The sequence below is a fragment of the Azoarcus sp. CIB genome, from assembly GCF_001190925.1.
Classification (GTDB): Bacteria; Pseudomonadota; Gammaproteobacteria; order Burkholderiales; family Rhodocyclaceae; genus Aromatoleum.
The window spans coordinates 2,958,472-2,981,250 of record NZ_CP011072.1; the positions used below are offsets into that span (position 1 = coordinate 2,958,472).

The following is a 22,779-nucleotide window of genomic DNA, read 5'->3' on the forward strand; positions in this document are numbered from 1 at the left end:
CTCCCGCCCCGAAGCAGGCGGGACGATACCTGTCGATGACAGGCTGGCGCGGCCGAAGCCCGGCTTCGCACGGACCGCCTGCGCCATATGGTGCCCAAGAAGGGACTCGAACCCCCACGCCTCGCGGCGCCAGAACCTAAATCTGGTGCGTCTACCAATTCCGCCACTTGGGCCCCGCCGTGCCCGCAAAGCGGGCTGCCGCCATTGCAGCGGCGCGCGCATTATACACGGCCTCACATCCGCAGGCGTTCGGCGTAGCCGGTCATCTCGAGGTAGCCGCGACCGATTTCGCGGCCCGATTCGAACAGCCGCACGGCACCCTCCCAATACACGGCACCGGTCGAGCGGCGGCTGTCGAGCTCCTGGTCGTCCATCAGCGGGCGCAGCTCCAGCCGACGGCCGTCGATGTCGATGAGCCACTCGACGGCGTACTCGGCGCCCGTGCGGGGCGAGCGCCAGCGCCGCTGGGGCGTGAAGGCGACCTGCCCGGGGCGCAGGACGCGGGTTTCGCCTCCCGCGGCGCGAAGCGTGCCGGCAGACCACAGGGCCGCGCCGCGCTCGTCGCGCATGCGGAAGGCCATCAGCGAGCCGCCGTCGTGGAGGTTGATGCCGATCCAGTCCCAGCCGCGCGCGCCCTCGGGCAGCAGTTCGCTGGACCACTCGTGGTCCAGCCAGGCCCGGCCCGTCACCGGGACGGTCGCTCCATCCACACGCAGCGAACCGCTGACCGCGAGCTGCGGGCGGCTGTAGTAATGGCTCGCGTGCTTCGGGTCGGCGGCCTTCTGGCTGAAGCCGTGGTCGCCGTTGAGGACGGGCGGGCCAGACGGGTCGAAACGCAGATCGAAGGCGAAGGATCCGGCATCGACGCGGCTGCGATAGTGATCCTGCGTCCATGCGAGCTGCCAGTCGCGGATCCATACCCGCGTCGCGCCGATATCGGCGCCGGCAAGCGGATCGAGCGCGCGTTCGCTGCGTTCGGCGTGAAGGAGGCGCCCGGCGGCGGGATCGGCGATCGCCGCATGGGCGAGCACGAGCTGGCGCGGTGCGAAACGGCTCGGGTTGTCTTCCCCGATCCCCGTGCGGACGCGGAAGAAGGTGACCTGGAAGCCACGGTCGACGCCCCGTTCGTCGGTGATCCACCCGGTGACGTACCACCATTCGGTACGGAAGTCCGGATGGGCGCCGCCATCCGTGGGAAAGCGCAGCACCGTCCCGGGCAGCACGGGCGGATACTCGGGACCAGCCTTCGCCGCTGGCGCAGCAAGCGCGCCGCACACGGCGAACGCAAGGACACGCCAGATCCACCCGCAGCCCATCACCAGTCCTCCCGCACCGCCAGCACGGCCGAACCGCGCATCGCCCGATAGCCGGACACGCGCGCCGCGAGCCCCGCGAGCGCGATCACGATGCCGGCGAAAGTCAGCAGCCCGCCGAACGGAACGTGCAGATCCATACTCCAGTGGAAACTCTGGCGATTGACGACTTCGATCAGGACGAACGCGACCGCCATTCCCGCGACCAGGCCGAGCGCGGTGCCTGCCGCCGCCGTGAGCACGCCCTCGAGCGTGATCAGCCGGCCGACCTCGCGGCGCGTCATCCCCAGATGGCGCAGCATGCCGAATTCCTTGCGCCGCGCGATCGCCAACACCGCAAAGCTGGTGCTGACGCCGAACAGACCGATGAGCACGGCGACCGCTTCCATCGCGTAGGTGACCAGGAAGGTGCGGTCGAAGATCGCCAGACTCCGGGCGCGAATCTCTCCGGGGCTCGCGATCGTCACCGCGTTCTCGCCGAGGATGTCGCGGACCGCCGCGGCGACCGTGTCGAAAGGAGCGCCCGCGGCGAGAAAGACGCCGACGTCGTTCGCGACGAGGTCGCCGGTCGCCGCGCGGTAGTCCGCCAGCTCGATCGCGACCGCGCCCTGCTGTCGCGCGTAGTCGCGCCACACGCCGGCGACGCGGAAGGCCACCGGATTTCCGCCCAGCGGCAGGACGAGGCGGTCGCCGGCCCCGAGCGCGAAGAGGTCGGCCATCGCCTCCGATACCCACGCAGGCCTCTCCCCCGCGGCGGGAGGCACCGACAGGCCGACCAGCGGGAGCAGCCGTCCGCCGTCCAGCGGACGCGCGATCAGGGTCACCGGGAGGTGCCGGTCGTCGAGGCGCAGGGTGTCGAAGCGCACCGGCATGGTTCGCGACACGCCCGGAAGGGCTGCGATTCGCTCAAGCGCGCCAGGATCGAGGGAGCCGCTGGCCCCCTGCGGGGAGGCGCTGACGTAGAGATCGGCGGGCAGCACGGCAGTGAGCCAGCGATCGACCGAGTCGCGGAAGGACGCGACCATGATCGCCATCGCGACGGCGAGCGCGACGCTCGCGACGACCCCGGCGCCGGCGACGACGCCCTGCCCGGGCGCAGCCGCGAGCCGGGCGTTCGCCAGCCTCCACAAGGCCCCGCGCGGACGGGACGCGACGCTTGTAACGCCCCGCACGAGCATCGGCAACACCAGCACGGCGCCGACCAGGATGAGGGCGACGGCGAGGTAGCCGAATACGGGGACACCGCCGAGCGGCGGCAGCAGGCACAGCACCGCGGCGCCCGCCAGGCAGGCTGCGGCGCTACGCGGGCGCGGATGGAAGCGGAACATGCTGGCCTCGTCGCCGGACTTGAGCGCGCGGGCCGGCAGCATGTGCCGGGCCTCACGCGCCGGCAGCCATGCCCCCGCGAGCCCGGCGAAAACGCCCAGCAGGAGATAGGCGCCGCTCGCGGGCAGGTCGAAGCGCAGCGCGGGGGTCACGCCGCTGAAGTAGCCCGCGCCGAGATCGCCACCGGCGACATCGAAGGCGACGGCGGCAAAGCCGTGCCCGAGGGCGATCCCGAGCAGCCCGCCAGCGAGCCCGACCACGGCGCCTTCGACGAGCAGTCCACGCATCAGCGCCCCGCGCTCCAGCCCCAGCGCGCGCAGGAAGGCGAATTCCTGCCGACGGCGCGCAACGGCGAGGAACTGGGTGGAAAAGACGAGGAACCCGCCGGTGACGAGGGCAATCGCGGCCAGCATCGTGAGATTCACGCGGTAGGCACGCGAGAGGCCGGCCGCCAGTTCCTCTGCCGCACGCGGGGTGAGCACGTCGACGCCCGCGGGCAGGCCGGCAGCGAGTGCGCTGCGTGCGGCCGCGACGTCGACGCCCGGCTTCACGCTCAGATCGATGCGCGTGATGCGCCCCGATCGACCGAAGAGTTGCTGGACGGCGGCAATATCCATGACCGCCAGCGCCCGCCCCTGACCCGCACCCGGTACCGATCCGGCGACGCGCAGCGACACGACTCGCGTGCCGGCAAGGACGTTCAGCCGGTCGCCGGGTGCGACACCGATTTCGGCCCGAGCCGCCGGGCTCAGGAACAGCGCGTCGGGCTGCAGCGCGGCCACGGCGCCGTCGTCGCGCCGATCCTCGGCAGGCACCGGCATCAGGGCCGGATGGACATGTGCGACCCGCAGGGCGTCGATGCCGAGTATCCGCAGAGAACGGTCGTGCCCCGGCAGGCGGGCTTCGAGCTCCACGACGGGGCTGGCATCGGCCACCTCGTCGCGCAGCGCGAGCCGGCCGTACAGCGCATCGTCGAAGCCATCGCGCGATCCCACCACCTGCAGGTCGGCCTCGCCGGCAAGAAGCCGCATGCCGCGGCCGAATTCGTCGAGTGCTGCGCCGTGGATGATCTGCACCGCCAGGCCGAGGGCGACGCCGAGTGCGATCGCGAGCAGCGACAGCGCCGTTGCGAGACGACGGCGTGCGAGGCTGGCGACGAAGATCCGGCCGAGAACCCGGCTCACGCGCCCTCGGCCTCCGGTAGCAGGCCGCCGGCGGTCAGGCGCAGGATGCGGTCGGCGCGCAAGGCTGCGGCACGCGAGTGCGTCACGAGGATGCCTATCGCCTCGGCGTCGCGAATGCACTCGAGGAGGAGGTCGAGCACGCCCGCCGCGCGGCCGGGATCGAGGTTGCCGGTCGGCTCGTCGGCTAGCACCAGCGATGGCCGATGCACGAGCGCGCGGGCAATCGCGACGCGCTGCAGTTCGCCGCCGGAAAGCTCGCGCGGCCAGCCGTCGGCACGATCGAGGAGTCCGACCCGCTCCAGCATCTCCAGGGCGCGGCTATCCGCCTCGACGTCATCGGCGTCGAGCAGCCACAGCGGCAGGGCGACGTTCTGCGCCACGTCGAGGTGCGGGAGGATGTGGAAGGCCTGGAACACGAATCCGAAGCTGCGCCGGCGCAATCCGGCCAGTGCGTCGTCGTCGAGTCCGACGAGTTCGGTTCCGTCGAGACGGATGCTGCCGCCATCGACCGGCTCCAGGCCCGCCATGCAGTTGAGCAGCGTCGACTTGCCGACCCCGGACTCGCCCATGATCGCGACGCACTCGCCACGCTGCACGCGCAGCGACAGTCCCTCGAAGAGCACGCGCGCTCCGGCCGTCCCGAATCCCTTCTTCAAGTCGTCGATCTCGAACATTCCGGCCACTCCTCTACCCGATCCGTCAATCCCGCAGGCATCGACCGCACGACATCCGCGGCTGGAACCATGCCGCACGGCCGCGATACAAATCCATGCAGCTTATGATGGGCACATCCGGGATTGACTCGACCCGACTTAAATGGAAAGCTGCGCGATTTGATGAGCATAGTGTATCCGGTGCGCATGACGCGGATGAAGACCACCCCGGACCGGAAGACTCCTGCGCGCAGCCTCCGCAACGGGGACGAGCACGCCGACCCGAAGCGAATCCTCTTGCAAGCATACGCCGCCCTGTTTCCCCGCGACGCTTGTCGCACGCCACGGATGTCATGCTGAACCGCTTGATGCGACTGGTCCTTGCCCTGTCGGTGCTGGCGCTGCTGGCTCCGTCGGCCTTCGCGCTCGAGGCGGCGATCGTCCTGTCGAAGCGGAGCGACGCCCAGGCCGCTTTCGCGGCCGCACTGAGCCGCGAAGTGTCGTCCTCGGCTTCTGTCCGTCTCAACGATGCCGGCAGCACCGGCGAATCGATCAACGAGGCGGCCCTGAAGCGTGCCGACATCGTGATCGCAGTGGGCGCGGAAGCGGCCGACGCAGTCGCCGATCGAAGCACGACCCCCATTCTGGTGGCGCTGATTTCGTCGCCCAACTTGCGGGCGCTGCAGCAACGCCATCCGCGCGCGAAGCTCGGCGGTTTCGTGCTCGACCAACCCTTCGCACGGCACATCCGCCTGATCCGCGCGACAAACCCGAAGACGGCGCGCGTGGGCGTACTGCTCGGACCGCAATCCGCGCCGATGCGCAGCGCACTTGCCGAAGCCGGCGCCCGCCAGGGGCTGACGATGAGCTTCGAGATCATCGAGGATATCGACGGCCTGCTGCCTGCGCTCGAACGCCTGCTCGAAGCTTCGGACGCAATACTCGCGGTGCCCGACCCGCTCGCCTACAGCCCCAGCACCGCGCGCCCGATCCTGCTCACCACCTACCGCTACCGCAAGCCGCTGTTCGGTTATTCGCAGGCCTACGTGACGGCCGGAGCGATCGCATCCGTCTACACCGCTCCGGAGGATGCCGCGCATCAGGTGGGCGAATGGCTCGTCTCGCAGCAAGGCGCGGGGCACATCGACCTTCCGGTGGCGGAGGCACCCCGGTATTTCAGTGTCGGGGTCAATCGCCACGTCGCCCGTTCGCTGCTGTACCCCGTTCCGGACGAATCGACCCTCGTCGAGGCGATCGAGAAGAGGAGGCCGCATTGAAACCGAGCCGCCTTTCCCTGCACAACCGCCTGCTGCTGGTCGCCCTGCTGCCAGCGGCGCTGCTCGCCACGCTGGTGACTGCACTGGTGCTGTATCGTGGCGCGCAGACGCTGGACCGGAGGCTGCACGACCACGGCAATGCGATCGTCAGCTTCCTCGCACCCGCAGCAGAATACGGTGTCATCTCCGGCAATCGCGCCACCCTGCAGTCCTTGCTGCAGGCGGCGACGGCGCAGCCTGAAGTAAGCGCCGCCGCGGTATATGACGACCGCGGCGCGTTGCTCGTCAGCCGGGGGCGCATCAGCGTGCTCGAACCCGAGGTGCTGCGCAAGGTCCAGGACGGGGCGATTCCGCACGCAGCCCCGGACATGCTTGCGGTGATCGCACCGATCAAGTCGGGCGGCATCGACATCGACGACGAACTTGTCGACGGCTGGCAGGTGGGCGCCGCCCAACAGGGAATGCCTACGATCGGCTGGGTTCATGTCGATCTCGACACCCGTCCGTCCTCGCGGGAGAAGTCGCTGATCATCTGGACCTCGTTCGGGATCCTCGCCGCCGGCCTGCTGCTCACCGCCTTGATCGCCGTCAGGCTGGCACGTTCGGTGTCGCGTCCGGTGGCGCGCCTGGTCAAGGGGGTCGGGCAGATGGCGGCCGGAACGCTCGACGTGGAGATTCCCGAGCACGCTACCAGCCACGAACTGTCCGCGCTGGAACACGGCTTCAACACGATGGCGCGGGCGATCTCCGAGAACCATCGCACACTGCAGTCGCGCATCGACGATGCCACGGCGCTCCTCGCATACCAGGCGCAGCACGATCCACTGACCGGTCTGCCGAACCGCCGTGTGTTCGAACAGAAGCTCGACGAATGCGTCGTGGCATCCCGCCGGGCGGGTGATCACGGGGCGCTGTGCTTCATCGACCTCGACCGCTTCAAGATCGTGAACGACACGTGCGGCCATGCTGCCGGCGACGACCTGCTGATGCGCATCGCGCTCCTGATCCAGCAGCGCGTGCGCGAACAGGACATCATCTGCCGCATCGGCGGCGACGAGTTCGCGCTGATCCTGCGCGGCTGCAGCCCGTCCGATGCGCTCCACATCGCCGACGAATTGCGCGACAGCATCTCCTCGTTCAACTTCGAGTGGCAGGGGCACAATTTCTCGATCGGCGCCAGCATCGGGATGGCCCATATCGACGGTAGCTGCATCGATCCGTCGGAGATCCTCATCGCGGCCGACGCGGCGTGCTACGACGCCAAGCGCAACGGCCGCAATCGCGTCGTGCGGTATCCGCTGGAATCGGAACGCCAGGACTCACCCGCGCTTGAAGGGCCTGACAACGCGCAGACGGTCTGACTCCACCGGGGGCGACGACGCCCCGCACTTAGTTCCTGCGATTACCCCGGCGTGCCATGCGGCGGCGCACGCGGCTTCGCGTATACTCGCGGCGCCCCGATCATGCCCGTCGACCACTACGAAAACTTTCCTGTCGCGTCGCTCCTGCTTCCGGCCCGCCTGCGCGAGCCCGTGGAGGCGATCTACGCGTTCGCACGCACCGCCGACGACATCGCCGACGAGGGCGACATGGCCCCCGTTGCACGCCTCGCGCGGCTGAACGACTACCGCATCGAATTGAATGCGATCGGCGCCGGCCAGCCGCCGCGCGATGCCTCGCTCGCGCCGATCTTCACCCGCCTCGCGGCGAACGTCCGCGCCCACAGATTGCCACTGCGGTATTTCCGCGACCTGCTCGACGCCTTCAGCCAGGATGTCGGCAAGACACGCTACGCCGATTTCGCCGAACTGCTCGACTACTGCCGCCGCTCGGCGAACCCCGTCGGGCGGCTGCTGCTGCACCTCTATGACGCAGCGACGCCGGACAACCTGCGCCGCTCCGACCTGATCTGCACGAGCCTGCAGCTCATCAACTTCTGGCAGGACATCGCGATCGACTGGCGCAAGCAGCGCATCTACCTGCCACAGGCCGACATGGCGCGCTTCGGCGTTGACGAAGCCCACATCGACAGCGGGCGCTGCGACGATGCGTGGCGCGCCCTGATGGACTTCGAAGTGCAACGTGCGCGCGCGATGATGCTCGAAGGGGCGCCACTCGCAAGGCAACTGCCGGGACGCATCGGCTGGGAGCTGCGCCTGATGGTGCTGGGCGGCCTGCGCATCCTCGAACGCATCGAGAAGGTGGGTCACGACGTGTTCCGCCACCGCCCCACCCTCACCCGCAGCGACTGGCCGCGCCTCGCCTGGCGCGCCGTGTATTACCCGAGAATCCGATGAATCCGCACGATTACTGTCACGACAAGGCTGCCAAGAGCGGCTCCAGCTTCTACTACAGCTTCATGTTCCTGCCGCCGGAGCGCCGCCAGGCCATCACGGCCCTGTATGCGTTCTGCCGCGAGGTGGATGACGTCGTCGACGACTGCCACGACGTGCAGGTCGCGCAGACCAAGCTCGACTGGTGGCGCAAGGAAGTTTCGCAGGCGTATGCGGGCTCCCCCAGCCATCCGGTCGGATTCGCGCTGAAGGACGTCAGCGCGCGCTTCAACCTGCCGCGCGAGCAGCTGCTCGAGATCATCGACGGCATGGAGATGGACCTCACGCAGACCCGCTACCTCGACTTCAAGGGCCTGCAGCTCTACTGCTACCGTGTCGCCAGCGTGGTCGGCCTCCTCGCCGCAGAGATCTTCGGCTACCGCGAGCGCCAGACGCTGAAGTACGCGCACGACCTCGGCATGGCTTTCCAGCTCACCAACATCATCCGCGATGTCGGCGAGGACGCGCGCCGCGGCCGCATCTACCTGCCGATCGAGGATCTGCAGCGTTTCAAGGTCCCGGCGAGCCAGATCATGGAAGGGCGCCACGACGACAACTTCCGCGCGCTGATGGCCTTCCAGGCCGAGCGCGCCGAGAAGTTCTACGACCAGGCGCTCGCCCAGCTTCCCGCTGCCGACCGCAAGAGCCAGCGCCCCGGCCTCGTGATGGCGGCGATCTACCGCACGCTGCTGCGCGAGATCGCCAGCGACGGCTTCCTCGTGCTCGACCGCCGCACCTCGCTGACGCCGGTGCGCAAGCTGTGGATCGCCGGCAAGACCTGGGTGCGCGCATGACGACGCAGCGGGCCCGGCGATGAACCATCCGGTCGCGGTCATCGGCGCCGGCTACGCCGGCCTGGCGTGCGCGGTCGAACTCGCCCGGCGCGGCGTGCAGGTGACCGTGTTCGAGCGCTCGCACACGCTCGGCGGACGTGCGCGCGTGGTCGTGAAGGACGGCTGGCGCGTCGATAACGGCCAGCACATCCTGCTCGGTGCCTACGGCGAACTGCTGCGCCTGCTGCGCGTGACCGGCGGCTCGCCCAAGGAGCTCGCCCACCTGCCGCTCACGCTGCACACGCCGGGGCAGCTGCACCTACAGGCCGCCCGCCTGCCCGCCCCGCTGCACCTGGCGTTGGGCCTGCTGAGTGCCAAGGGCCTGGGCTGGGGCGACCGGCTCGCGATGCTGCGCCTGATGCGGGTGCTGAAGAAACGGCGCTTCCGCGTCGACGCCGGGCAAAGCGTGGCGGGGCTGCTGCATGAGCTGCGTCAGCCGCAACGCCTCGTGCAGCTAGTGTGGGAGCCGCTGTGCGTGGCCGCGCTGAACACGCCGCTCGCCGAGGCCTCGGCGCAGGTGTTCGCAAACGTGCTGCGCGACAGTCTGGGCGCCGGCGCGGCGGCGAGCGAACTGTTGATCCCGCGCATCGACCTGTCCGAACTCTTCCCCGTACCGGCAGCGCGCTACCTCGCCGTGCGGCGCGGCAAGCTGCGCACCGGAACGCCGGTCGAAGCGATCCATCAGGTGCAGGGCGGATTCCGGCTGGACGGCGACCCCGCGTCGCGGCAGGTCTATGCGCAGGTGGTGCTCGCGACGGCGCCGCACCACGCCACGGCCCTGCTGAATTCCGTCGGCCACTGCGAACGGCTGTCGGCGATGATCGCCGCGCTGCCAAGCGAGCCGATCACGACCGTCTACCTCGCGCTCGGGCCGACGGTGCGTCTGCCCTATCCGATGATCGGTCTCGCGCGCGGGCCGGCGCAGTGGGCCTTCGACCGCGGTCAGCTCGGCGGGCCGCAGGGCCTTGTCGCCTGCGTCATCAGCGCGCATGGTCCGCACGATGCGCTGTCCCGCGAAGACCTGCTGCTGGCCGTGCATGCGCAGCTCGAGCAGGAACTCGGCCTGCGCCTGCCGCCCCTCGAGTGGTCGCAGGTGATTACCGAAAAGCGTGCGACCTTCGCCTGCCGTCCCGGTGTCTCGCGCCCCGGCGCGCAGACGCCCGTGCCGGGGCTGTGGCTCGCGGGCGACTACCTCGATTCGGATTACCCGGCGACGCTGGAATCGGCGGTGCGCTCGGGAATCAATGCGGCCTCGCGCGTGCTGCGCCGCATCGCCAGCACGGCGGCCTGAACCCGTCGCCTCAGGCGGGCCGCAGCGCCGCGGGCTCGACGAGGCGTCCCGCCTGCATGTGCAGCACGCGGTCGCAGCGCGCTGCGAGCGACTCGTCGTGCGTGACGAGGATCAGCGTAGTGCCGGACTCCCGGTTCAGCGCGAACATCAGCTCGATCACCGCCTCGCCGGTCACCGCGTCGAGGTTGCCGGTGGGCTCGTCGGCGAGGAGCAGGCGCGGATCGGGCGCGAAGGCGCGCGCCAGCGCGACGCGCTGCTGTTCGCCGCCGGAAAGATGCTTGGGGTAATGTCGCAGGCGGCTGCCGAGGCCCACGCGCTCGAGCCACTGCCTTGCCGTGGCCGCTGCATCGCGGGCGCCGGCGAGTTCCAGCGGGAGCATGACGTTCTCGAGCGCGGTGAGTGCCGGCAGCAGCTGGAAGGCCTGGAACACGAAGCCGATCGACTCGCCGCGCAGGGCTGCACGGTCGTCCTCGCCGAGCGCGAACAGATCCCGGCCGAGAATATGCACGCCGCCGCTGCTCGGAACATCCAACCCGGCGAGCAATCCGAGCAGGGTCGATTTGCCCGAGCCGGAGGCGCCGACGATCGCGACCGACTCGCCGGCCGCGACGTTGAACGTGACTTCCTGCAGAATCTTGAGCGTGCCTTGGCCGTCGGCCTGCTCGACGCTCTTCGACAGCCCCGAGACTTGCATCACCGGAACGGAGAACTCAATGCCGCTGCGATCCATCGTGACCTTCTTGTTCGCAATCCTGTTGTCGGGTGCCGCCCAGGCGGCAACGATACTCGTGTGGGGCGACAGCTTGTCCGCCGGCTATGGCCTGCGGCCGAAGGAAGACTGGCCCACCTTGTTGCAGACGCGACTTGCACGCGAAGGGTTCCGCCATGCCGTGATCAATGCTTCCGTGAGCGGGGAAACCACGGCCGGAGGACGCACGCGTCTGAGCGCGGCCCTCGACCGCCACAAGCCCGACCTCCTCATCCTGGAACTCGGCGCCAACGATGGCCTGCGCGGCCTGCAACCCGCGCTGATGGGCGAAAACCTGAGCGCGATGATCCAGGCGGCGCGCGGCAAGGGCGCGAAGGTGCTGCTAGTAGGCATGCAGCTGCCGCCCAACTACGGCCCCGCCTACACGCGGCGCTTCCACCAGACCTTCGCCGAGGTGGCACGAGCCGAAAAGGTGCCCCTCGTTCCCTTCCTGCTCGACGGTTTCGCCGACAAGCCGGAATTGTTCCAGCCCGACGGCATCCATCCGACGGCCGAGGCCCAGCCCTTGATCGTCGAAACGGTGTGGAAGGGACTGAGGACGCTGCTCAAGGGCTGAATCGGCCTGCCGGGCCGGTCCGCACCCGGCCCGCATCGATCTCACTCGACGCGCAGCACCGCTTCGCCCGCGACCATGCGCCCGATGACGTGGCCCTCGCTGCCCTGCTCCGCGCGGATCGCCGCCAGCACCGCATCGACGCCGGACTCGGCGCAGGCGATCAGCAGGCCGCCGCTCGTCTGCGGGTCGGTGATGAGCTTGCGCTGCCACTCCGGCGCATCGGCCGGCATCGCCACATCGTCGCCGTAGCTCGCCCAGTTGCGCGTCGAGGCCCCGGTGGCGATGCCGTCGCGCACGAGCTTCTCGGCGGCGGCGATTTTCGGCAGCGCATCGAAATTCACGGTCGCGCCAAGCTTCGAGCCGCGGCAGATCTCCAGCAGGTGCCCGGCCAGCCCGAAGCCGGTGACGTCGGTCACCGCATGCACGCTGCCCATGCCGGCGAGGCGTGCGCCGACGCGATTGAGCAGCGTCGTCCAGCGCAGCATCTCGGCGTAGTCCGCATCCGTCAGCAGGCCCTTCTTGAGCCCCGCGGAGAGGATGCCGATTCCGAGCGGCTTGGTCAGGATCAGCACGTCGCCCGCCTGCGCGCCGGCGTTCTTCTTGACCTGCGCCGGATCGACGACGCCCAGCCCGACGAGGCCGTAGATCGGCTCCAGCACGTCGATGGAATGGCCGCCGGCGATCGGGATGCCCGCGTCGCGGCACACCGCGGCGCCGCCCTCGAGGATGCGGCCGATGACCTCGGGCGGCAGCTTGTCGAGCGGCATGCCGACGAGGGCCAGCGCCAAGATCGGGCGCCCACCCATCGCGTACACGTCGGACAGCGCATTGGTCGCGGCGATGCGGCCGAAATCGTAGGGGTCGTCGACGATGGGGGTGAAGAAATCCGTCGTCGCGACGATGGCCTGCCGCTCGTTCAGCTGGTACACCGCCGCGTCGTCGGCGGTTTCGGTGCCGACGAGGAGCTCGGGCGGGACGATGCCGGCCGGCGCATGCGCGAGGAGTTTCGACAGCACGGCGGGCGCTATTTTGCAGCCGCATCCACCGCCGTGGGAGAATTGCGTGAGTTTGATCTGATCCATGGATTCCGAAGGGGAAAGACGGCCGCCCGGCAAACACCGGCGCGCCGCGACAAGGCATGAAAAAAGGCATCGCGACCGTAGCACAGCTGGACACCTTTGACGAGTTCATCGACGCCCGCAGCCCCGCGGAATTCGCGGAAGACCACATCCCCGGCGCGATCAGCTGCCCGGTGCTGGACAACGAACAGCGCGCCATCGTCGGCACGATCTACAAGCAGCAGTCGGCTTTCGAGGCGCGCCGTATCGGTGCCGCGATGGTCGCCGAAAACATCGCCCGCCACCTGCGCGAGCGCTTCCAGGACAAACCCAAGGACTGGCGCCCGCTCGTCTACTGCTGGCGCGGCGGCCAGCGCAGCGGCTCCTTCGTGACCTGGCTGCGGCTCATCGGCTGGGACGCGTGCCAGCTCGAAGGCGGCTACAAGACCTGGCGCCGCATGGTCGTCACGGAACTGGAGACCCTGCCGCAACGCTTCGACCTGCGCGTGCTCTGCGGGGCGACCGGCAGCGGCAAGACGCGCGTGCTCGAACAGCTCGCGGCACTCGGCGCGCAGGTGCTCGATCTCGAGGATCTCGCCGCGCACAAGGGATCGGTGCTGGGCGCCCTGCCCGACCGTCCACAGCCGACGCAAAAGTCCTTCGAGACCTGCCTATACGAAAAGCTGCACGGCTTCGACCCCGCGCGCCCGGTCTTCGTCGAGGCCGAAAGCCGCAAGATCGGCCGCATCCACCTGCCCGAGGGCCTGATCGCGCACATGCGGGCGAGCCCCTGCGTGGCGATCGAAGCGACCCGCGACGCGCGCATCGAATTCCTGGTGCGCGACTACGACTATCTCGGCGACGACGTGCCCGACCTGCAGAGCCGTATCGATTTCCTGCGCGGCCTGCAGAGCAACGAGATCATAGACCGGTGGAAGACGCTCGCCGGGCAGCACGACCTGCCCACGCTGTACGGGGAGTTCATCGACCTGCATTACGACCCGCTCTACCGGCGCTCGCAGAACCACAATTTCGCGCGCTTCCCGGATGCCCCGAGCTTCGCCTGTGATGACCTCACACCGCCCGGCATCCGCGAGCTGGCGCAGCGGATCCTCGCGGCGCAGGCGTAAGCGACCTCACACGCTGGCCACCGTAAGCCCGAACTTGTCGATGCGGTAGCGCAGCGTATCGCGGCTGATGCCGAGTACGCGGGCCGCACGCGACACGTTCCAGCCGGTCTGGCGCAACGCGTCGAGCAGGGCGCGGCGCTCCATGTCCTCGAGCGTCTGCGGCGCGGCAGGCGCGACCGGCGCTGCGGGCGCAGGCTCCGGCACGCCATGCGGCATGGGCGGCACCGTGACCCCGGTCGACAGCGACAGCTGCGGCGCATCGATCGTCGGCCCGGTGGCCAGCAGCACGGCTTGTTCGAGCACGTTGCGCAGCTCGCGCACATTGCCCGGCCAGCAGTGCGCGAGCAGCAGTGCGTCGGCCTCCCGCGTCAGCGCGGGCGGGTTCTTGCCGTAGCGCGCGGCGTGAAGCCCGATGAAATGACGTGCCAGCGACAGGATGTCCGCTCCCCGCTCGCGCAGCGGCGGCAGGCTCAGCTGGAACACGCACAGGCGGAAGTAGAGGTCAGCGCGGAAACTGCCTTCGCGCACCAGGGCCTCCATCGGCCGATGCGTGGCGGCGACGATGCGCACATTCACATGCTGGTCGCGCAGGCTGCCGATGCGCCGCACGATCTTTTCTTCCAGCAGTTTCAGCAGCTTGGCCTGCAACGACAGATCCATGTCGCCGATCTCGTCGAGGAACAGGGTTCCGCCCTCCGCCGTCTCGACGAGGCCCAGCTTGCGCTCGCGCGCATCCGTAAATGCGCCGCGTTCGTAGCCGAACAGTTCGGACTCGAGCAATTGCGCGGGAATCGACGCGCAATTGAGTTCGACGAAAGGCTTGTCGCGCCGCGGCCCGTTGAAGTGCAGCGCCCGCGCGACCAGCTCCTTGCCCGTCCCCGTTTCGCCGAGCACCAGCACCGCCGGCGCATCGGTGTCCTGCAACTGCGATTCCGCGTCGAGCAGCTGGCGCAGCGTGTTCTTCAGCGCGACCATGGGCGGCGAGTCGCCGAACAGGCTGGCCAGGTCGGTGGAGTCGGCCTCGCGGCGATGGTAATAATCCAGCGCACTGTCACGCTGTTTCTCGTCGAAAGCCTTGTCGATCAACAGTTTGAGCTTGCCAAGCGCAACCGGCTTGGTGAGGAAGTCGCGCGCCCCGGACTTCATCGCCTCGACCGCGAGTTCGACCGTGCCGTGACCGGTGATCATGATGACCGGGATGCCGGAATCGAAGGCGCGCACGCGCGTCAGCGCCTCCAGGCCGTTGAGGCCCGGAAGGTTGAAGTCGAGGATCACCGCGTCGGGCTTGAACACGTCGAGCAGCGCCAGCCCGTCTTCCGCGCTGCCGGCGACGCGCACGTCGTAGCCGCTGCGCTCGAGATAGATGCGGATGTTCTTACCGAGGACCGCCTCGTCCTCGATCACCAGGATCGCGCGCCCCATAGTCCCTCTCCTGCCTCTCTCCTGCCTGATCGAATCGGTCATGCACACGTCAGCGTCAGATGCACCGCGGTACCGCAGCCCGGCGCGCTGTCGATGTCCATCGTGCCGCCATAGCGCTCGATGATGCGCCGTGCAAGCGCCAGGCCGACACCCAAGCCCTGCGTCTTGGTCGTGTAGAACGGCTTGCCCACCCGCTGCAACTGCTCCGAGGTCATGCCGGGACCGCTGTCGCGCACCGTGAGCACCACCTGGCGTCCGCCGCGCGCGCTCTCGCAGCCGATCTCCAGGCGCCCGTCGGCCTGGATCGCCTCGATGGCGTTCGCCACCAGGCTGTGCAGGACCTGCGCCAGCAGCAGCGCATCGCCACGCACCGCACACACCTGGGGAGGCATCTGCAACGACGCGGTGATGTGCCGCCGGACCAGTTCGCGCCCGAACTCGTCGACACAGCGCGCCACGAGAGGCGCGAGCGACACCGCACCGGCCTTCTCGTCCAGCGGCCGCGAGTACGAGAGCAGCTCGCGCACCCAGGCTTCGAGCCGGTCGGATTCGGAAATGATGTCCCCTGCCGCCTCGCGCCCCGTCTCCTCGTCGGTGACCAGGATCAGCTCGGCGGAACTGCGGATCGACGCAAGCGGATTGCGGATGCCGTGGGCGACGGCAGAACTCATTTCCCCCACCACGGCCAGCGTCTCGGCATCGACCAGGCGGCGCTGCTGCTCGGAAATCAGCAGGTCCGCCCGCCGCACCATGCCGAACAGGGCGGCATACAGGAAAAGCCCGGCCAGCGCGGCCCCGACGGCGATGTTGCGATTGAGCTGCTGCAGGGCGTTGAACAGCGCCACGGGATTCTTGTAGAGCTCGATCGCCCCCAGCACCTTGCCGTCCGTGTCCCGCACCGGCAGGTAGATCTCGACGAAGAAGTTGGCCGCACGTGCCAGATGCATGTGCTCCGCCTTTTCCTTGACCTCGTGGCGCTTGCCGTGTGCGACGAGCCGCCCAGCGAGGGCTTCGTCGAGCTCCTCGTTGGCGCCGAACTGCTGTCCGATCAGCTCCAACTCGCTCGACCACAGGATTCGGCGCGACGTATCGTAGAGATTGGCCCTCAGCACCCCCGGCATCAGCGCGAGATGGGAAAACGCCCCGCCCGGCTCGTCCATGCTGACCGGTTCGCGCTCGACGAGGAGGCTGCGCACGGACTGCTCGGTCATGACCAGATTTTCGACCATTTCCATGGTCAGCTGGCCTTCCTGCCGGACCATCCGCTCGGTCACGAAATCCGAGATCAGGTAGCCCGCAAGCGCCGAGATCGACGCGATCGACAGCAGCCCGATCAGCGCAAACCAGCGACTCAGGTTGAACGGCCGCAATTGCATCGGCGTCGCACGTTTTTCGCGTCTGGTTCCGGTCATCGCACCATCCCCCCCGTCCGCATTCACGCCCGCGGACAATTCGCGCCCCCATGCATCGCCCACCGAACCGGGAACGACACATGCGCATGTTAGACGCATGGAGAGGAAATCGGCACTCATTCCGCGGCCGTCCCTTCAGGGCCCGAAGATGACCTGCTTCGCGACTCCGCAACCCACGCCACGCTCTCCGCCAGCCCGAACAGGTGGCCGAACACCCGTTGCCCGAGCTCGCCGCGACGCATACTGCGCCGGAAGGAATGCGGCGAGCGCGGCAGCTGCTCGAAGCGTACCGGCGCCACCAGCCCCAGTTCGGCGGCCCTCGCGTTGACCGCATCCACCCAACGGAGTCCGCGCTCCATCCGCGACAAGCCCTGCTCGAGCATCACGCGCTCGGTCTTGCGCATCGCCGTGCCCTCCTGCACATCGCGTTCGCCCACCAGCACCCATCCCGGCACCGCAAGGAACCGCTCCAGGTCGAAGCCGCCCATCTGCAGGCGCCGACTGTAGCGCAAACCGTAGGGATAGCGTCGCTGCGCGTCCGGGAAGGTGTACCAGCCGGCCGAGCCGACCACGTAGCCGGCCACCCGGTCCGGATGGGCCATCGCGTAACGATGCACGAACTGGCCGCCCCCCGAAAAACCGAAGAGGCGCAGCCGCTCGCCGTTGGCCCCGGTCCTGCGCGCCACTTCGTCGACGATCGCCTCCATGATCGCGACCGGACTCTCGCCCCGCTCGTTCGCGGTTAATCGCTGGTAGCGGGGGAAACGCTGGTACTCGTACAGCGGCGCCACCAGCACGACGCCGGCGCGCTCCGCGTACGGGGCGAACATGCTCACCTGCTCCCATGCGTTGCGCGAGATGCCGTGCACGGTGACGAGTATCGGCGCACCGGCGCCGCCGCGTGACGGCACGTACATGACGTACTGCAGACTCGCGTCGGATTCGAGAGCGCGCTGCTCGATCCGGCCCGGCAGCGGCGCAGCCTTCCGTCCCGCGCTCGCATCACCCCCCGCGATTGCGGGCTTCCTGTCGCCCCCACTGGCGACAGGCGCTGCCGGTGAGACCCGGGCCCCCGCACAAGGGGCAAGGACCAGCACCGCAGGCGGATCGCTCGAGGGTGCACTCCAGGACGAACAGATCATGTGCTCACCCCGCCGCATTGGCTTCACGCTGGAACAGGCGCCGCGTTCGGCTCACCCGGCCCATCAGCTCTTCCGGCGTGCCGGACTCGAGCAATCGTCCGGCCTCGACGTACCAGACGAGGTCAGCCTGGATCATCCGCGCATAGCTGTGCGTCACCATCAGCGCGGTCCCGCCGAAACTGTCGAGAATCCGCCCGAGACCGCGTGCCGCAGCCGGATCGAGGTTTGCGTCGGCCTCGTCGAGCAGCAGAACGGACGGATTTCCGAGCAGCGCCCGCGCCCAGGCGATGCGTTGACGCTGTCCGTATGACAGATTCACCCCCGCATCCGCGACGCGCGTGCGCGCGCCGTCCGGCATGGCCGCCAGCAGTTCGTCGATGCCGCACAGACCGGCCACGCGGGCGACTTCGGCATCCGGCGCGTCGGGCCAGCGATAGCGCAGATTGCGCTCGATCGAACCGCGCAGCAGCGGCAGGTCGGGCATCACGACGCCGAACGCGTGGCGCAGTTCGGACAACCGATAGTGCCCGATCGGTGCCCCGGCGATGCGAACCTCCCCGCTGTCCGGTTCGAGCAGGCGGGCCGCCATGCCGAGCAGGGTCGACTTGCCCGCCCCGCTCGGTCCGACGATCGCGACCATGGCCCCCGCGGGGGCGCGCGCGCTGAAGTTTCGCAATGCGGTCCCGCTCGACACGTCGCAGAACTCGATATCGACCGCCCCGCCGCACGCCGCAAGCGGCCCCGCAGAGGCATTGCCATTGTCCTGCAGCGATGTCGCGAACCGCGGCGCTGCAAGGAAGGCGGCGAGCTTCTCCGTCGACACGCGCGCCGAGCGCCAGTAGCCCAGGGCCTGGCCGAAGTCGCGGAACGCCGGCGAGATCAGGCCGACTGCAGTCATCGCGCCCACGACCTGCGAAGCCTTCAGCTCACCCGTCGCCACCTCGATCGCACCCGCGAGGAGCACCCCAGCGGTCGCGAAGGACGAGCTGAATTCCGCAGCGGATTTCAGCAGGGCCATGCCACGCGTCTGCGCGACCATGGCGTCGGCGAGACCCGCCCCCTGCCGCTCGATCAGGGCGCGCTCGCGTGCGACCTGATCGAACACCTGCACCACGGCGATACCGCCGATCTTGTCATTCACGTTCGCAGCGAGGCGTGCCTGCCGCCGCCGCGCCTCCCGCACGGCGGGATCGACCCGTGCGCTGAGAACGGCCAGCGTGACCGCCGCGCCGATGAAGCCCGCGCTCGCGGCGAAGGCCATGACGCCATTGACCAGGGCCAGCACGGACAAGGCCACGCTTGCGCTCAGCACGCCGACCGCAATTTTCGGCAAACCAAGGCTGATCCAGCGCCGGATTCCTTTTACATCGCCCACGAAACGCAGGATCGTAGCGCCGCGGCTGCGCGCCTGCATTCGCCGCGGCGACTGCCCGGCCATGCTGTCGTACAGCGCGAGCCGCAGTTCCGAAGCGTAATCCTGCCCCAGACGCTCGGCCTGCACCCGCTCCAGCACGCGCAGGGCGGCGAGCACTGCCCCCGCGCCCAACAGCCCGCCAATCAGCGCGAGCGCCAGCCCCGAGCCCCCCGTGCGCTGATCGATCACCACTTCGAAGAAACGATGCGTCAACCAGGCGCAGGCCAGCGCCGCGACGGCCTGTGCGATGCCGTTGAGGCCCAGCCCCGCTAGCATCGCGCGCCGCGCCCCGGCCCACATGCGCGGCACGGCCGACGCTGCGCCCGGCATCACATGGCTCCCACTGCGAGGCTTTCCGCAGCCCGAAACCCCATGAAGTCGAGGATGCCGGGGCTGCGCAGCGCATCGAGATCGAGCACTTCGAGCCCGGTCGCATGCGCGGCCTCGCGCATCGCCAGCGGCGAAGCCGTCAGCAGGCCGCTCGCTGCGACCACGGGCAAGCCCATCGCGCGCAAGGATTGCACGCCACCGGCCGAACCCATTGCATCGCCGGCCGCAAAGACCACCGCGTCGACCGCCCGTGCAAACGCCTGAGACTTCAGCAACTGCGCCGTCTCGCGCTGGTACAGGCCGTCCGCGACTTCGAACACCACCACGTCGACGCCGCTGGCATACAGCACATCCAGCAGCGTGCCCATCACCCGTTCCACCTCGCGCGGCTCGGCGAGGTAGGTGGACGGCAGCCCGACATCGGTGAAGTCCAGCACCCTCTGCGCGCCCGCATCGACCATCATCCAGACGTCGCAGCCGGCCCCCGTGCCCGTCACCTTCGCCGCCCCGACGCGCAGCCCGGCACTGGCAAAACCGCGGATCAGGTTCGATGCCGTCTCGGTCTTGCCGGCGTTCATCGAGGTGCCCACCACGGCGACCGTGAAGGCCCGGCGACCGTCGGTGCGTGGCGCATCCAGGGCGAAGTCGGCGAGATTGAGCGGCCGGCCGCTGCGGTCGCCCAGCAGCCCCAGCGGTTGCACCACCGTCGCACCGCGCATCTTGTCGTGACGCGTGATCACGCGCGCCGCCACGCCGCCACCGGCGACCATGTGGCAGGGGCCGAGGTCGGACGGCACCTCGGCCTCGAACTGGTCGGGCGCGTAACGGTTGCCATAGGCCAGGACGATCTCGTCGCCCTCGTACAGACGCGCCCGCCGTCCGCAGGCGAGTTCCAGATGGCGGTGCTGCCCGAGCTTGTCGACACGCGCGAGGATCAGGTCGCCGACGCGCGGGACACGCGCGCCGCCGAGCAGCGTCACGAAGGCTGACGTCGGGACGCGGCGGGTCGCGTACGGCGTCTTCAGTCCGGCGACACGGTTGGCATTGAGGACGGTGACGTTGGGGGTATTCATGTTCGGCCTCCGGGGCGGTTGGCTGCTTATCCCCGGACTCGAGTGCCGGGTTCGCTACTCCCTATGCACGCGCCGTGCCACCGATGGAAAAATTTCCCGCCCTCAATGACCGCGCCCCTTCGCCGCCGATACGGCCATTTCGCGGCCTAGAGGGATATGCCCCACATGGGGCATATCGCCCACTTCTTGCGGCAAGTTCGGGGGATGCTACCCACGCATTAGCTCACTCCGATGCAGGCGGCAGCGCGACCGCATCTGCCGCCCGCCTGACCGCGCACACGCGCTGCACGACCGCCGCTTTCGGCCGCTCCACGACCCCCTGTTCGAACGCCAGCACCGTGAAACCCGTTCCCAGGCATCCGAGCAGCTCGCCCGGCCGCAGCAGGAACTCGGGACTCGCGGGGCGTCCGAAGCGTTCGTTTCCCAGCATGAAAGTCTCGTAGATCAGCACGCCCCCCGGCGCCACGCAGGCAAGCAGATCGGCGAAGCGCGGACGGAACAGATAGTTCGTGACGACCACCGCGTCGAAGACCTCATCGACCAGCGGCCACGGGCCATCCTCGAGATCCTCGCAGCGCGACTCGATGCGCGGCACCCCCTCCAGCGTTGCGAGGGCCTCGGCGTTGCGGTCCACGGCCACGACGCGAAAGCCACGCGCGGCAAAGAGGCGCGCATGGCGTCCGCCGCCGCAGGCGTAATCGAGCACCGTGCCGCCCGGCGCCACCAGCGGCATAAAGCGCCGCACCCACGCCGACGTCTCCGTCGGCTGTGGGTGGCCGAGCGCGATCGCCTCGCTCATCGATCGATGCCCGCCACGCAGATCGACTTGATCTCGAGATACTCCTCGATCCCGTACACCGAACCCTCGCGCCCGAGGCCGGATTGCTTGATGCCGCCGAAGGGCGACACCTCGTTCGACATCAGCCCGGTATTGACGCCGACCATGCCGTATTCGAGCTCCTCCGAGACGCGGAAGATGCGCCCGACGTCGCGCGAGTAGAAATACGCCGCCAGGCCGTACTCCGTGTCGTTGGCCATACGGATCGCATCCTCCTCGGTATCGAAGCGGAACAGCGGCGCCACGGGGCCGAAGGTTTCCTCGCGCGCGACGCGCATCGCCGGCGTCACGTCGGCCAGCACCGTGGGCTCGAAGAAGGACCCGCCCAGCGCATGGCGCCGGCCCCCCGTCATCACGCGTGCGCCCTTCCCCACCGCATCCGCGATGTGACGCTCGACCTTGGCGACGGCCGCCTCGTCGATCAGCGGCCCGACATTCACCCCGTCCGCGGTTCCCGGGCCGACCCGCAGCGCCTTCACCGCCTCGGCGAGGCGCTCGGCGAAGCGGTCGTAGATGCCCGACTGGATCAGCAGGCGGTTGGCGCACACGCAGGTCTGGCCGGCGTTGCGGTACTTCGACCCCATCGCGCCCTCCACCGCGGCATCCAGGTCCGCGTCATCGAAGACGATGAAGGGCGCGTTGCCGCCGAGCTCCAGCGACAGCTTCTTCAGCGTCGGCGCGCACTGCCCCATCAGCAAGCGGCCCACCTCGGTCGAACCCGTGAAGGACAGCTTGCGCACGACGGGGCTCGAAGTGAGCTCGCCGCCGATCGCCACCGGATCGCCGGTGACGACGTTGAACACCCCCTTCGGGAAACCGGCCTTCTCGGCCAGCGCCATCAGCGCCAGCGCCGTCAGCGGCGTCTGTTCCGCGGGCTTCACGATCACCGTGCAGCCGGCGGCGAACGCCGGGGCGACCTTGCGCGTGATCATCGCCGCGGGGAAATTCCACGGCGTGATCGCCGCGCACACCCCCACCGGCTGGCGGATCACCAGCAGGCGGCGGTCCTGGCCCACGGTCGGGATCACGTCGCCCATGGTGCGCTTCGCCTCCTCGGCGAACCACTCGGCAAAGGACGCCGCATACGTCACCTCGCCCTTCGCCTCCGCCAGCGGCTTGCCCTGCTCCGCGGTCATGATCGCGGCAAGTTCGTCGGCCGCGTCCACAATCAACGCGAACCACCGTCGCAGCAGCGCCGCGCGCTCCTTCGCCAGCGTGCGTCGCCACGCAGGCAGCGCCGCGTTCGCCGCGGCGATGGCGCGCGCCGTCTCGGCCGCGCCCATGTCGGGAACGTGCGCAATCGTTTCACCGGTGGCCGGATTGCGAACGGCGAAGGTCGCGCCCGAATCGGCATCCGACCAGCAGCCATCTATGTATGCCTGACGGCGGAAATTGGGGTAGTCGGCGATATCTTTCATCATGGAA

The 22,779-nt window shown here is 69.0% G+C and carries 19 protein-coding genes and 1 tRNA gene; 7 read left to right on the plus strand and 13 right to left on the minus strand.

The genetic code is table 11. The features are described from left to right. Positions 1-88 precede the first annotated feature (88 nt). The 4 genes from AzCIB_RS13075 to AzCIB_RS13090 all read right to left on the minus strand — a co-directional run bounded on the left by AzCIB_RS13075 (position 89) and on the right by AzCIB_RS13090 (position 4,497). Positions 89-173, minus strand: a tRNA-Leu gene (locus AzCIB_RS13075). 60 nt (positions 174-233) lie between these two features. After that, a complete protein-coding gene (locus tag AzCIB_RS13080; RefSeq protein ID WP_050416294.1) occupies positions 234-1,316 on the minus strand; it encodes a lipocalin-like domain-containing protein in 1,083 nt (360 codons plus the stop codon). Next, positions 1,316-3,823: an FtsX-like permease family protein gene (locus AzCIB_RS13085; protein WP_050416295.1), complete on the minus strand. Its 2,508-nt coding sequence runs from the start codon at positions 3,821-3,823 to the stop codon at positions 1,316-1,318. The genes AzCIB_RS13080 and AzCIB_RS13085 overlap by 1 nt, the downstream gene beginning before the upstream one ends. After that, positions 3,820-4,497 carry an ABC transporter ATP-binding protein gene (locus tag AzCIB_RS13090; RefSeq protein WP_050416296.1) on the minus strand — a complete coding sequence of 226 codons (678 nt, stop codon included), beginning with the start codon at positions 4,495-4,497 and terminating at the stop codon, positions 3,820-3,822. The genes AzCIB_RS13085 and AzCIB_RS13090 overlap by 4 nt, the downstream gene beginning before the upstream one ends. Positions 4,498-4,829: 332 nt before the next feature. Between AzCIB_RS13090 and AzCIB_RS13095 the strand changes: the two genes are divergently transcribed. From AzCIB_RS13095 to hpnE, 5 genes are all read left to right on the plus strand, one after another. Beyond that, entirely contained in the window at positions 4,830-5,753 is a 924-nt protein-coding gene (locus tag AzCIB_RS13095) for an ABC transporter substrate-binding protein (protein ID WP_050416297.1), read from the plus strand. Next, positions 5,750-7,114: a sensor domain-containing diguanylate cyclase gene (locus tag AzCIB_RS13100; RefSeq protein ID WP_050416298.1), complete on the plus strand. Its 1,365-nt coding sequence runs from the start codon at positions 5,750-5,752 to the stop codon at positions 7,112-7,114. The genes AzCIB_RS13095 and AzCIB_RS13100 overlap by 4 nt, the downstream gene beginning before the upstream one ends. Before the next feature lie 102 nt (positions 7,115-7,216). Continuing rightward, complete coding sequence (hpnC, locus tag AzCIB_RS13105) at positions 7,217-8,050, plus strand: squalene synthase HpnC (protein WP_050416299.1); 834 nt, start codon at positions 7,217-7,219, stop codon at positions 8,048-8,050. Continuing rightward, positions 8,047-8,880, plus strand: coding sequence for a presqualene diphosphate synthase HpnD (gene hpnD / locus AzCIB_RS13110; protein ID WP_050416300.1), 834 nt, complete (start codon positions 8,047-8,049; stop codon positions 8,878-8,880). The genes hpnC and hpnD overlap by 4 nt, the downstream gene beginning before the upstream one ends. 19 nt (positions 8,881-8,899) lie before the next feature. After that, positions 8,900-10,210: a hydroxysqualene dehydroxylase HpnE gene (gene hpnE / locus AzCIB_RS13115; RefSeq protein WP_050416301.1), complete on the plus strand. Its 1,311-nt coding sequence runs from the start codon at positions 8,900-8,902 to the stop codon at positions 10,208-10,210. Between the two features lie 10 nt (positions 10,211-10,220). On the opposite strand, the gene AzCIB_RS13120 is transcribed toward hpnE, so the two are convergent. Then, a complete protein-coding gene (locus tag AzCIB_RS13120; RefSeq protein WP_050416302.1) occupies positions 10,221-10,940 on the minus strand; it encodes an ABC transporter ATP-binding protein in 720 nt (239 codons plus the stop codon). On the opposite strand from AzCIB_RS13120, the gene AzCIB_RS13125 reads away from it, so the two are divergent. Further along, a complete protein-coding gene (locus tag AzCIB_RS13125; RefSeq protein ID WP_050416303.1) occupies positions 10,924-11,535 on the plus strand; it encodes an arylesterase in 612 nt (203 codons plus the stop codon). The genes AzCIB_RS13120 and AzCIB_RS13125 overlap by 17 nt on opposite strands. Positions 11,536-11,576: 41 nt before the next feature. Here AzCIB_RS13125 and selD read toward each other — a convergent pair whose 3' ends face one another. Beyond that, positions 11,577-12,617 carry a selenide, water dikinase SelD gene (gene selD, locus AzCIB_RS13130; RefSeq protein WP_050416304.1) on the minus strand — a complete coding sequence of 347 codons (1,041 nt, stop codon included), beginning with the start codon at positions 12,615-12,617 and terminating at the stop codon, positions 11,577-11,579. Between the two features lie 56 nt (positions 12,618-12,673). Between selD and mnmH the strand changes: the two genes are divergently transcribed. After that, complete coding sequence (mnmH, locus tag AzCIB_RS13135; RefSeq protein ID WP_050416305.1) at positions 12,674-13,723, plus strand: tRNA 2-selenouridine(34) synthase MnmH; 1,050 nt, start codon at positions 12,674-12,676, stop codon at positions 13,721-13,723. Between the two features lie 6 nt (positions 13,724-13,729). Here the strand turns inward: mnmH and AzCIB_RS13140 are convergent, their stop codons facing one another. The 7 genes from AzCIB_RS13140 to AzCIB_RS13170 form a co-directional block, all read right to left on the minus strand. Continuing rightward, positions 13,730-15,145: a sigma-54-dependent transcriptional regulator gene (locus AzCIB_RS13140; RefSeq protein ID WP_050416306.1), complete on the minus strand. Its 1,416-nt coding sequence runs from the start codon at positions 15,143-15,145 to the stop codon at positions 13,730-13,732. Between the two features lie 38 nt (positions 15,146-15,183). After that, on the minus strand, positions 15,184-16,557 hold the full coding sequence (locus AzCIB_RS13145; protein ID WP_050416307.1) for a sensor histidine kinase: 1,374 nt from the start codon (positions 16,555-16,557) through the stop codon (positions 15,184-15,186). A 116-nt stretch (positions 16,558-16,673) separates the two neighbouring features. Then, positions 16,674-17,474, minus strand: coding sequence for an alpha/beta hydrolase family protein (locus AzCIB_RS13150; protein WP_050416308.1), 801 nt, complete (start codon positions 17,472-17,474; stop codon positions 16,674-16,676). 229 nt (positions 17,475-17,703) lie between these two features. Continuing rightward, the gene (locus AzCIB_RS13155) at positions 17,704-19,443 is read right to left on the minus strand and encodes an ABC transporter ATP-binding protein (RefSeq protein WP_050416309.1); all 1,740 of its coding nucleotides are present in this window, start codon (positions 19,441-19,443) and stop codon (positions 17,704-17,706) included. Continuing rightward, a complete protein-coding gene (locus tag AzCIB_RS13160) occupies positions 19,443-20,516 on the minus strand; it encodes a P-loop NTPase family protein (RefSeq protein ID WP_050416310.1) in 1,074 nt (357 codons plus the stop codon). The genes AzCIB_RS13155 and AzCIB_RS13160 overlap by 1 nt, the downstream gene beginning before the upstream one ends. A gap of 223 nt (positions 20,517-20,739) precedes the next feature. Then, the gene (locus AzCIB_RS13165; RefSeq protein ID WP_050416311.1) at positions 20,740-21,315 is read right to left on the minus strand and encodes a class I SAM-dependent methyltransferase; all 576 of its coding nucleotides are present in this window, start codon (positions 21,313-21,315) and stop codon (positions 20,740-20,742) included. After that, a complete protein-coding gene (locus AzCIB_RS13170; protein WP_050418366.1) occupies positions 21,312-22,772 on the minus strand; it encodes an NAD-dependent succinate-semialdehyde dehydrogenase in 1,461 nt (486 codons plus the stop codon). The genes AzCIB_RS13165 and AzCIB_RS13170 overlap by 4 nt, the downstream gene beginning before the upstream one ends. Positions 22,773-22,779 lie beyond the last annotated feature (7 nt).